Here is a 12,446-nt window from a genome sequence, read left to right on the forward strand (position 1 = left end):
AGGAAGGTTTCTATGACGAAAAAAATAGTGATGAATAACGCAAATACGACCGTGACGTTTTTACCAAACGGTGATTTATATGAGATCCAAAGTCACGGTGTAATGATCAATCAGTTGAACGGAAATGCGCTAGATGGTAGTTTGAATCAAATCTATCTACGTCTGCGTGAGGCGGGGGAGTTGTCCTTTATTCCCTTGATCGGTTCAAATGCTAACAGTGCCTTTGCCTACTCAGAAAAACAGCTGACTTGGACTGGGACGTACCAGTCCATCGATTACCAAGTTGATTTCCAATTGGCACAAGATTGCTGGTTCTGGCGGGTTCAATTGAGTGGTTCTGGGGAAGCGGAACTAGTTTACGGACAAGACCTTGGTAATGCCGCCAAAGGTGCTGTTCAATCCAATGAAGCCTATGTTTCGCAATATATCGACCATCATGTTAGCCATGATAAGGATCGCATCGTGCTTTCCTCGCGCCAAAATCAACCACAAAATGGTCAATTTCCATTAGTGGAACAGGGCAGCTTCCAAGCCTTAAAAGGCTTCTCGACGGATGGCTATCAATTTTTCGGTCGCAGCTACAAAGAAACGAATCAACCAGCTGCACTTAGCCAAGAAACGTTAGCCAATGAAGTGTATCAATACGAATTTGCCTATACGGCACTGCAAACGCAATGGTTGACGGTAAGTGAGACGCCTACGGAAATCGTTTTTTACGCAGCGGTCAAAGCCAATCAAGCGACGGCAGTCAATGAACCGCAGTTTGCACTTGAAACGCTGAAAGAAACGTATCAAGCCTTGTCCTTTGACTCGTTGCAAGCAACGGCGCAGCCACGAAAAAACTTCGGTCGACCGCTCACAGGGCTGACATTTTCCACAGAAGAAATCAACGAGCGGTTCCCGCAGCAAGAAGCAGTAGAAATCGTTGATAAGCAGCTTTATTCCTTTTTTACCCCTGACTATCACCATGTCGTGTTGAAGGAAAAAGAAGCACAGATGGAACGCTCCCATGGGCATATTTTGATGAGCGGACAAGAGTTGATCGTCGATCAACCCATTTTGAGCACGACTGTTTACATGACGGGGATGTTTAACTCCCAAATCGTATTAGGCAATACGAACATGAACAAATTGTTGAGTAATAGCCGCAACTCATTGAATCTGGTCAAACGTTCTGGTCAGCGGATCTACCTGAAAGACGGCGATCAATGGCGGATTTTAACGATGCCATCTGTTTTTGAAATGGGCTTGAATTCGGCGACGTGGTACTACAAAACAGCGGATGATGTCATTCAAGTAACGACCTTCACGAAAGCAAACGGACGCACGATCGCAACCACCATCACCAGTGAAGCAGGACGTGCCTACACCTGGGCCATCACTAATCAATTTGTGATGGGGATCGATGAAGCCGCACCGACTGCTGCTGTTACGCAAGACCAACAATTGCTCACCATCAAAGGAACAGCGGATTCACCGATTGCGGAAACTTATCCAGAATTGACGTATTATCTCCATGCAGCTCAGCCTTTTGAACTGACCGATGAAGCAATCTTCAATGTGGCCGCTGCTGATAGCACGACCGTATTGACCTTTGCAGAACAGGCGACGGTTTCCTTCGTGATCCAAGGCACACTGACTGGTGAACCCTTTGTTTCCGAAACGTTAGATCGCCAGCAAGAAGACACTGCCTATACGGCCTTTGTCGATGATTTGTTGAATCAGTTTGAATTGAAACATTCGCAGGCGGACGTTACATCCTTCAATCACTTGGCACGTTGGTACACCCACAATATGCTTGTTCATTACCTGTCTCCTCATGGTCTTGAACAGTACGGTGGTGCTGCTTGGGGGACTCGAGACGTTTCCCAAGGACCGACTGAGTATTTCTTAGCACTTAATCGTCCTGAAATGGTGGCGTCCATCATCGAGCATTTGTTTGAAAATCAATTTGCAGATGACGGCAACTGGCCACAATGGTTTATGTTTGACCGCTATGAGAAACAAAAAGCCGATGAGAGCCACGGAGATGTGATCGTCTGGCCAATGAAAGTCGTTAGTGACTATCTCGAAAAAACCAAAGATTTCGCGATTTTGGAAAAAGAACTGCCTTATACGGATCGCGCAACCTTCCTGAAAACCAAGACCAAAGCTTCTTTGTTTGATCATTTGAAAAAAGAAGTGGCGTATATCGAAGCGAACTTCTTGGAAGGAACGTACCTGTCTTGTTATGGCGATGGCGATTGGGATGACACCTTGCAGCCAAATAACAGTAAGTTGAAGAAACAAATGGCCAGCAGCTGGACCGTTGCCTTGACCTATGAAGTATTGAAAAAATTAGCCAGCCAGTTGCAGGCATTTGACCCAGAGTATGCCAAACATTTAACAGAACTGTCTAAGGGCATCAAACACGACTTTGAAAAATACATGTTAGCTGATGGCACGTTGCCAGGATTTGTCTATATGGAAGATAGCGAGCACGTGGAACTGATGGTCCATCCGACTGACAAGAAAACTGGTATCCAATACCGCTTGCTGCCGATGCAACAAAGCATGATCGGTGAGCTGTTATCTCCCGAACAAGCCGATCATCATGTGGCGATCATCAAGGAGCATTTGCAATTTCCAGATGGGGTGCGCTTGATGAATCGTCCAGCGACTTATGCGGGTGGTGTCAGCACCAATTTCAAGCGAGCAGAACAAGCAGCCAACTTTGGACGAGAAATCGGTTTGCAGTACGTTCACGCCCACATCCGCTTTACCGAAGCGATGGCGAAATTAGGTCGAGAAGAAGAGACTTGGCAAGCGCTTGGGGTCATCAATCCGATCCAGATCGCTCAACGGGTCGAAAACGCGGAGATTCGTCAAGCAAATGCGTATTTCAGCAGTTCTGATGGCGATTTCAAAACAAGGGTTGAAGCCCAAGAAAATTTTGGTAAACTTAAGGAGGCAGCAGTCGGCGTCAAAGGCGGCTGGCGCATCTATTCTAGTGGTCCAGGGATCTATATGAATCAGTTGATCAGCAATGTGTTAGGCATTCGTACCTTTGTTGATCACGTTGAACTTGATCCCGTCTTGCCAGCGGAGCTAGCAGGGTTGACACTGACGTATCGACTCTTTGATCGGCCGGTCGAAATCGTCTATCATTCGGCAAGTACGCCGAATGTATTGATCAACGGGGAAGAAATATCCACTGAGTTTGCGGAAAATCGCTACCGTCAAGGTGCGCTTGTCCTGAAGAAAGCAGCCCTTTGCGCCAAATTAAACGAAAACCAAACCAATACGATCGATATTTATCGTTAAGAAAGGAGAAGCCATGGTAGGAATCAAAGATATTGCCCAAAAAGCGGGTGTCTCCATATCCACCGTTTCGTATGCATTGAATGGCAGTCCAAAAGTGACCGAGGAAACCCGCGCGCGGATTCAAGTGATCGCAAACGAATTGAACTATGTTCCGAACATGGCTGCTCGCACACTGAAACGCAGACAAACCAACATCATCGGTGTTTATCTCGCCGATTATGCCGGAAGTTTTTATGGGGAATTGCTAGATGGCATCAAGAAAGGGCTGGAACTTTTCGGCTATGAAATGATCGTCTGCAGCGGCAAGAAATCACACTTGTTTATTCCTGAGCGGATGGTGGACGGTGCCATCATTTTGGATTGGACGTTTCCAGCAAAGGAAATCGAGCAATACGCCCAACGAGGGCATCAAATCGTCGTGTTAGACCGTGTCTTGTCTCATGAAAACATCCATCAAGTCTTGTTAGACAATAAAGGAGGGGCTGCGCTGGCGATCGATCGCTTGATCGCTGGACAAAGCCAAAAAGTCTTCCTCTTAGCAGGGCCAGAAAAAGGCTACGACAGTCGGGAGCGCTTGGAAGCCAGTACGAAAGAATTGACGCGCTTTGGTATTCCTTATGAAGTCATTCCTGGTGACTTCACGGAACCTTCTGGTTATCGAGCGGCAAAACAGCTCTTAGCAAATGATCCCCAGTTTCCCATTGATATCTTTGCCTTCAATGATGAAATGGCGATCGGTGTCTACAAATATGTCCGCGAGACCGACTATCGCATCGGAAAAGAGATCCGCATCATCGGGTTTGATAACACGGAATTAGGCGCTTTTGTGCAGCCGCGCTTAGCGACCATCTCCTATTCGAAACATCGATGGGGCATGGTGGCAGCTGAGAAAATCGTACAATCGATCCAAGGGGATCCAGTGGCGGACGAGCATATTTATACCACTTTTGTGGATGGCGGCTCATTTATTTAATTGATCCATTAAAGAAAAAAGAGTTGAAAAAGCCTCAAACAGAGAACGCTGTTTGAGGCTTTTTTTGCGTTATTTCAAAAATAACTTTACTTATTTTATCAAAATCAGTGATTTATAAAAAAAATAATAATTTTTATTTTGTTATTTTATATGCAATGGAATTTTTAAATAACGTTTTTTATTCATTTTTGATTATAACATTATCATTATCTACAGTCAGAAGATAGGAAGCGTTCTTTTAACTTATTATTTTAGGTCGTTAGAAAAGAGTTTTGTGCCGCTGAATTTTGTCAAATATTCTAACTTTTTATTTATTTTTCTCATCTTAATTTAATTATGAGTGTTGATTTATCCCTCGTTTTTTGTATGATTTATGAAAGAGAAAAGCAGTTTTTTGAAAAGAATCGATGATTCATCCTGATAATTTGCGCTTTTTTTCAATCGATGAGTAACAGATAGCTCTAAGATGTGGAAGTTACAAAAATCAGAATTATGAAAAATCAATTATAATCATAATTTTGAATGGAAGAAAAAAAGAATTATAATTCTCTTTCGCCAACTCGCTAAACTAAGAGTTGTAACACAGGGCGTGCACTGCGCGATACGTTTATTTTTTTAAGATAGGAGGGATAAAGTGAAACGGTTTTTAACAACTTTACTTGTTTTTCTACTAACATCAGGTCCGTGTTTTTCATATGCAATGGTAGTGGCACAAGCCGAAAGTGTTACAAAAACAAGTGAAGAACAAAGTATGTCTTCTTCTGACCCTGTCGTTTCATCGATCGACAGTCTGGAAGAGACGAACGAAACTGAAGTGCAAGCATCTAGTGAACCTGCTTCGACAGATTCGTCTACAGGAGCCACTGACACAGCTTCATCTGAAACAGAAGCTTCATCGGAAGCTGCAGAAGAAGTACAGGTGACCTTTCTGACAGACACGGAGCATCTATTTTCTACCGGGGAAACCCGCACTCAGATCAGCAAAAACAAAGGGGAAGCACTAAAAGAAAGTGAGTTGCCAGTTTTTGAAGATGATACTGCTTTTGAAGGCTGGTCGTTAGATGGCACGGTCTATACAAGTCAAGCGTTGACCGAATTGATTCTCACGGAGAACCAAACCTTAACTGCTGTTTTTAAACCGACGGTTAAGGCAAGAGCGGCGGACATCTCGTTGGCAGAGCAATCGATCAAAGAGATCATTGCAGAAGCCGATAAAACGAAAGTGATCGCTGTACCAAGCCCAGCTGGAGATGGATCAGCATATGCGGAATACACCAATAGTGCTGAAGGCATTCGTCAAGCGTTGTTTGATATGTATCAAAACGGCAATGGCCAAGAATTTGCTTTGTATGTTGGCTCGGGTGGATCGCTATCACTGCCAACGAATCTGACTTCAAAGACGATTCCAGCCACAGTCGATAATACGAACATGACTTTTTATGCGCTACAAGGAAAAGTCAGCCGCTTGATCATCACAGGGCATAGTGATGATCCCATCACAGATGCAACAACGTTGACCACTGGGAGTCGCACGGTTGCACTTGGCACGGACATTTACTTCGGTTCTGATGTAGTGATTCGAAACCTCAACTATAGTGGTACGAGGATGTACATGAATGGGTATAGCCTTTCATTGAACGGTGGGTCCACCGGGAATGGTCTTGCGATTTATGGGGGAAGCAACAATGGCGACCTTTCGGGAAACCCAACGATCACATTGAATGCGACAGGTTCAGGAACTTGGAATATTTATGGGGGGAATCAAAACGGTGGTACATTGACCGGGAATACAGCGATTGTCGTAAATAATACAGTAGGTAATATCAGTACGATCGCTGGAGGTGCCAATATCGGTACGATTGATGGGAATACCAGTGTCACGATCAATCGTTTGAATGGGACCTTAAGTAATTATTATGGCGGTGGTTTTGGAACAAACGCTTCCAATACAGCCAATGTGACAGGCAATGTTGAAACGACGATTCAAACCACCAATGCAAGCTTCCGTTTAAGTACTTTTGCTGGTGGCGTTCAATATGGCAACATCAATGGAACGATCCGCAGTACGATCTCGGGTGCAGGCGGTTGGTCAGGGATATCCAATCGGTTTGTAGGCGGTTCATTTTATGGAAACATCGGCTCTGACCGTTCTAAGGATGCCATCGTGACCAACCTTGATGCCAGCAGCTATTCCACTGGACGGAGTGAATTTGAAGGTGGCAATCGGAATACTGGGACCATCACAGGAAACATCGTCAACACCGTGAAAGCGGGACCGAGTGCCAGCGTCGGCGGAATTGGTGATTTTAACGGCGGTGGGGGAAACAACGTTAGTACCTTGACTCAAAGTTCAATGGGGGCTTCGAATACGACGACGTATGACAATTATACTCCTGAGCAACGAGCAGCACTGGCAGAAGCAGCGGCAAGTTTTAAAGTTTATGGCGATATCACTTCTCATCTAGTCAGCGGTTCCTTTTCAAACGGTGCGATTTATTCGACGGCAGCTGGTCGAGGCGGCTATGTTGAGGGAAATACGACGATTGAAGTTGGTACGATCACTTCGGATGGTAGTCCTGGGGGAGATGGGATTGCTTACACAGGAACCAGACCGACAAATCTAGATTACTCAACGAGCAATAAAACGAGAGGCTATTCATCTGGATGGGATATCGTTGGTGGCGGCGGTTATCCAGGAACAGCTTGGGATATCTATATTAAAGGGAATACCAAAACGATCTTGAATAACACGGTTGCTCGCTGGACCTACGGTGGTTCCTTCTCAGGTGTCATTGAGGGAAATTCTTCCAATACTTTGAACTCTGGGATCGTCGATACGCTAGAAGGAACAGGCTATACTGGACGCCGTGTTTACGGAGATGGACGAACGACAGTAAATAATGGGCAAGTAGACTGGTTTTTATCTGGTGGCGGCTGGGATGACTTATTAGTGACCGGCAATGTCGCAGTAACGGTTTATGATGGGGTGATCAATGCCTCACTCGGTGCCTCTTATGGTGTCGCTTCTTCCCACACCATTAACGGAAACTCAGATAATCGAGTGTTTGGCGGAAACTTCTCAGGTACTCCGCGTACAGGGTCTAATGGTTTTTCAGGCGGTGTTACGAACAATGGACGGTTATTAGGAAATGCCAGTTTGACATTGGATTTGAGAAATTACGATGGTGAGTTTGCCCTTCCTTCTGGAACGAACATCTCAGGCGGTAATCCGTTTAACAGTACAAATATCGTTGGGACCGACAGCTCCAATACGATTACATTGAACATTTACACAAAGCCGGGGTCAGATGCGCTGAATGGGGCAACGATCTATGGTGATGGCGGACGGACTGCTAGCAATACAAGAAGTGGCAAAATTTATATGAATATCCAGGCGGAAGGATCAAGTATCGGGAATTTATACACCACGTATTATTCCAATATTTCTTCCAATCAAATTTTAAGAGATGTCGAGATGCGACTTCAAGGAGCCAAAAGTATCAATGGGATCTCAGGCGGAAACGCGTCAGATAACTTTACGAACACGATCGTAGCCAACAGCAGTAATCAAGTGAAGATGAACTTTGGTGAAAATGTCGATGGGACAGCTTCTTATCAAACTGATCCAATCGCTGTGACGGGTCTGGGGATCGTCAACTTTACCGAATTGAATGTGACAAACGGCATCAAGCTGATGGCCAATGGGGGAGACATCAAAAATGGCCGTTCAGCGACTGCTGCCAATCACGCAACGACCTATCATCAGTTCGGTGACATCCATCTTTCCAAAGATGCTGGTATCGGGATTTCTTCCGCAACGAATTTGATTTCAGGAGCGAAGTTAACGGTAGAAGACAAAGGGACGATCGAGTCGCCGCCGGGAACGGGGCGAATCAATCTCTCGGATTTCGCCACACCAGATACGGACAAAGATCATTTAACGTGGCTGAAAACGACGACCAATGATGCAGGTTCTCGAGTCAACAGTCAAGGAACGTGGTTTGGTGCGGTTAGTGCCTATCAAGTACTGACCATAAATCCAACTGCTGCTAATGCTGCAGCAATCACGCCAATCAATTTCAGCGGGATCGAAAAAGCGACTGGGAAAACCTTCATCGGGGACAACGATGTGACCAATGCAGCCAATGGGTACGGTATTGCAATACCAGGTTCGATCATTAACTACGAAGTCGAAACACCCGGAGTCGCGAATGGGATCGGTGCCATTAGTCACAATGTAACGGCAGTCAAAGAGAACAATACGCCGCTGACTTTGCAAGCATGGGGAACTGAGCAGGCGGGGACACAGGTGCAAAAAGGGCGTTTATTGATTCCTTACACGGTAGCGGAATTGCCAACATTGACGTTCACACCAGAAACCCAAACGTCCGGTTCATGGGTCTATGCGGGTCAAATCAAATCCAGCAAGCTGGATAGCACGGAGCAGCAGTTGACGGAACAACCAGATTCAGAGCCAGTTGATTGGACGAGTCCTGATGGGGAGTATAGTTACGATATCAGTGTCCGCTACTCAAATAAGGCGGAAGTCCAAGCCCGCAATGTGATCCTTACAGAGCAAGAGGCACAATCGCTGACAAAAGAACAAGCCGTGACTTATCTCGAAGCCAGCGGGCGTCCTTTCTTTAAGGATACGCTGACAGATGAGGTCTTAGCTGCGATTCAAGAACCGTTAGAAACAGCGGTCTACCGCAAACAAGCGGTCACTTTTTCCGTAGGGGAAAACGATCAGAATCAGGCAGAAACTACCGTGAATCTGGTGGTGGTCAAAAATGAAAGTGTCATTTCTGCTGATCGGCAATTTGCCGTCTATGCAAAAGATGTCCGTTTGACCTTACCAGAAGCAACGGCACTGACAGATGAAGCCGCTTTGGCAGACTATACCCAAGCAACCACGATTTTTGCAGATAATCGGGCAAATGTACCACCGACTGTCGATCCACAAGCTTTTGCCGCGATCCAGCAAGCAACGGAAGCTGAGCTGTTGAAAAATGTGTCAACGGCTTACCATTATGAAGCAGGCAGTCAACGGGCAGAAAAAGTCGTCAATGTCGCAGTTGCCGGCGAGCTTATTTTAAGCAGTGTGCCAACAGACTTTGATTTTGGGCAGCAGAAAGTTGCCACAGAAACACAAGATTATTGGCCAACGATTATAGGCGAGCTAGCAGTGAAAGATACGAGAGGGTCCGAACGGAGTCCATGGCGCTTGACGGTCAAAGAGCAACAGCCATTAACGGATGGGACAGATCAATTAACCGATGTCTTCCGCTTTGTGACAAACGGTCAAGAACAGATGATAACCAGTGGGGAAATGATCATCGAGGAAACGGAATTGACAGAAAATGGCACATACGTCGTGAACCAGCACTGGGGCGAAAGTCAGAATGAAGGAATCAAGCTTACCGTTCCAGTCGAACAGCAAAAAGTCGGGGACTATCAAGGAACCTTGAGCTGGCAGCTAGTTTCGGCACCTGGCAACCCATAAAGGCAGGAAAATAAATGAAAAAAATCATGATCGGTATTATTGCTGGCTGTCTATTAATGTTTCCTCAGCTCGTTTCAGCAGCCGAAGCAGGTGCCTATGACAGCAATGGCATTACTTCCTTTTTCGGTGTCTATGAAGAACCAGTTGAGGAGCCAGAAGAGCCCGTAAAAGAACAGCCAGGGAATAAACAAGTAAATCAAAAAGGCAACAACATTCTGCCGGCAACAGGGTCGGATCACTTTAATAGCTATCAAAGCAGTGGTCTTGTCGTTTTGTTGGCAGCAGGAATCATTTTAATCAAAAGGAGAACAAAAAATGAAAAAACTTTTCTTGACGGCAGGCATTCTATTGATGAGCACTGCTCTGTTACCAACAACCGTTAATGCCGCTGAATACACCTCAAATGGAGCAATCACTTTTGAAGCGGACCCGAATCCAACCAATCCAGTTGATCCGACCGATCCAGAAAAACCAGTGGATCCCGTCGATCCAACCGATCCAGATGGACCAAACCCTGGAACAGCTGGACCATTATCGATCGATTTTGCTTCAAGCTTTCAATTTGGCAACCAACTGATCACTTCCGAAACAAAAGATTATTACGCACAGCTGCAAGAGTTCACAGCTGGCGCTGCTGGACCAAACTATGTGCAAGTAACAGATAAACGAGGAACACAAGAAGGCTGGTCATTGAGCGTTGTGCAAAACGGACAATTCAAAACGGCTGATGACGAAGAACTAGTCGGGGCTTCATTATCGATCGCCTCAGGTGCAGCAACTTCGGTCACCGATATGCAGTATGCACCAACGGTTACGGCAATTCATACCTTTGTACCCGATAGTGAAATCACATTGGTCAACGCACCTGTCGGAAAAGGAATGGGCACTTGGATCTACAAGTTTGGGAACAATGCAACGGAAGGGTCAACGGCAGTAAAATTAAATGTACCAGGCAGTTCCGTAAAATTAGCCAAAGAGTATCGGACGACATTGACTTGGAATTTAAAGAATGTCCCTGAAAGCAATTAAAATCACTGATTTTCAGTAAAACAGATAAAGGAGTGTCAAATAGAAATGAAAAAAACAGCATGGGTCTTTTTAAGTCTTGCCGTATTGGCAGCAGCGAGTGCAGCAACTGAGGTTTCAGCAGCTGAAGCGGCTTCTTACACCTCAAATGGGGCGGTTGATTTTATTCCAAATACCGATCCGACGAACCCAGTCAATCCAGAAAATCCAGATCCAGAAAACCCAGTCAATCCTGTGGATCCAACCGATCCAGATGGACCAAACCCTGGAACGAATGGACCATTATCGATCGATTATGCCTCTAGCTTAGATTTTGGTGTCAATAAAATCTCCAATAAAAACGAAGTCTATTATGCACGAGCACAAGGGTATTTGAATGACGATGACACAGTTTCTACATTAAAAACTGCCAATTATGTTCAAGTAACGGATAATCGCGGTAGTAATGCTGGTTGGCGGTTGTCTGTGAAGCAAAATGGTCAATTCAAAAACGAATCGACGTTGAATCAAGAATTGACTGGTTCTGTCATTACCCTAACAAGTCCTGCCGTTAAATCAAATGCGATCGGCGTTACTGCTCCAGTGGCAGAAGCGACGATCACATTGGATGCAGCAGGTGCTGAATCAGTGGTGATGACCGCAGCAAATCAAACGGGTGCTGGAACATGGGTCAACGCTTGGGGAAGCGTTGAGACGGTCACTGAAATAGATAAGGATGGCCAAGAAGTACAAGCAGATGTTACCAAAGCAGTCGCACTTTCTGTACCCGGCAGCACACCAAAAGATGCCGTTAGCTACACGACTACACTAACTTGGGTATTATCAGATACACCAGGAACGGAAGGATAAGGAGTATAGACATGAAAAAAACACTAGCATTTCTCTCAGTATTAGGGCTAAGCTTCGCTGCTCCTGTGCTGGCACAAGCAGCGGACAGCGCAGAATACAATTCAAACGGACAGATCACTTTTGAACCAAATACAGACCCAACCAATCCAATCAGTCCAACAGACCCAGATCCAGAAAATCCGATCAAACCAGTTGACCCAACGGACCCAGATGGACCAAATCCAGGAACCAACGGACCGTTATCGATTGATTTTGCTTCAAGTCTTTACTTTGGTACGCAAAAAATCACCTCAAAAACAGAGATCTACCATGCGGAAACCCAAAAATACGTAGATTCAGCAAATGTGAATCAAGAAGGACCAAATTTTGTCCAAGTGACAGACAATCGGGGAACAGAGAGCGGTTGGACATTGAATGTTCGCCAAAATGGTCAGTTCAAAACAGCAGAAGATCAAGAATTGACCGCCGCGCAAATTCGCTTGACGAAGGGAACTGTAGTAACACCTTCCTTGTCACCAAAACCATCAAATGTGAGTTCAACGATCACATTGAATCCAAATGGTGCCCAATCCTTAGTGATGAGTGCCCAAGATGGCGAAGGGGCAGGGACCTATCTAATGAGCTGGGGCGATAGTTTAGCTGCAGCTATGGATAGCATTGAGTTGGAAGTTCCAGGCTCAACGACAAAATATGCCAGCCAATACAACACCACGTTTACTTGGTTACTGACAGACACACCAACAAACCCATAAGTACCAGCTTTCTCCTTGAACCCTTTCGTGGTTTAAGGAG

General features: G+C 45.5%; 7 protein-coding genes. All 7 read left to right on the plus strand.

Annotated elements, in window-relative coordinates:
- Positions 1-12: 12 nt before the first annotated feature.
- The 7 genes from IGI72_RS01785 to IGI72_RS01815 all read left to right on the plus strand — a co-directional run bounded on the left by IGI72_RS01785 (position 13) and on the right by IGI72_RS01815 (position 12,406).
- The gene (locus tag IGI72_RS01785; protein WP_438752827.1) at positions 13-3,303 is read left to right on the plus strand and encodes a GH36-type glycosyl hydrolase domain-containing protein; all 3,291 of its coding nucleotides are present in this window, start codon (positions 13-15) and stop codon (positions 3,301-3,303) included.
- Positions 3,304-3,316: 13 nt separating this feature from the next.
- Complete coding sequence (locus IGI72_RS01790) at positions 3,317-4,276, plus strand: LacI family DNA-binding transcriptional regulator (RefSeq protein WP_438752830.1); 960 nt, start codon at positions 3,317-3,319, stop codon at positions 4,274-4,276.
- A gap of 634 nt (positions 4,277-4,910) precedes the next feature.
- On the plus strand, positions 4,911-9,779 hold the full coding sequence (locus tag IGI72_RS01795) for a hypothetical protein (RefSeq protein WP_438752833.1): 4,869 nt from the start codon (positions 4,911-4,913) through the stop codon (positions 9,777-9,779).
- A 14-nt stretch (positions 9,780-9,793) separates the two neighbouring features.
- Positions 9,794-10,162, plus strand: coding sequence for an LPXTG cell wall anchor domain-containing protein (locus tag IGI72_RS01800; RefSeq protein WP_010748658.1), 369 nt, complete (start codon positions 9,794-9,796; stop codon positions 10,160-10,162).
- On the plus strand, positions 10,095-10,808 hold the full coding sequence (locus IGI72_RS01805; protein ID WP_438752836.1) for a WxL domain-containing protein: 714 nt from the start codon (positions 10,095-10,097) through the stop codon (positions 10,806-10,808). Before IGI72_RS01800 ends, IGI72_RS01805 begins: the two co-directional genes overlap by 68 nt.
- A 45-nt stretch (positions 10,809-10,853) precedes the next feature.
- Positions 10,854-11,654, plus strand: coding sequence for a WxL domain-containing protein (locus IGI72_RS01810; protein ID WP_016609550.1), 801 nt, complete (start codon positions 10,854-10,856; stop codon positions 11,652-11,654).
- 11 nt (positions 11,655-11,665) lie between these two features.
- On the plus strand, positions 11,666-12,406 hold the full coding sequence (locus IGI72_RS01815; protein WP_060792398.1) for a WxL domain-containing protein: 741 nt from the start codon (positions 11,666-11,668) through the stop codon (positions 12,404-12,406).
- The last annotated feature ends 40 nt before the right edge of the window (positions 12,407-12,446 follow it).

The organism is Enterococcus sp. DIV1059_2 (assembly GCF_051713685.1).
Classification (GTDB): Bacteria; Bacillota; Bacilli; order Lactobacillales; family Enterococcaceae; genus Enterococcus_D; species Enterococcus_D casseliflavus.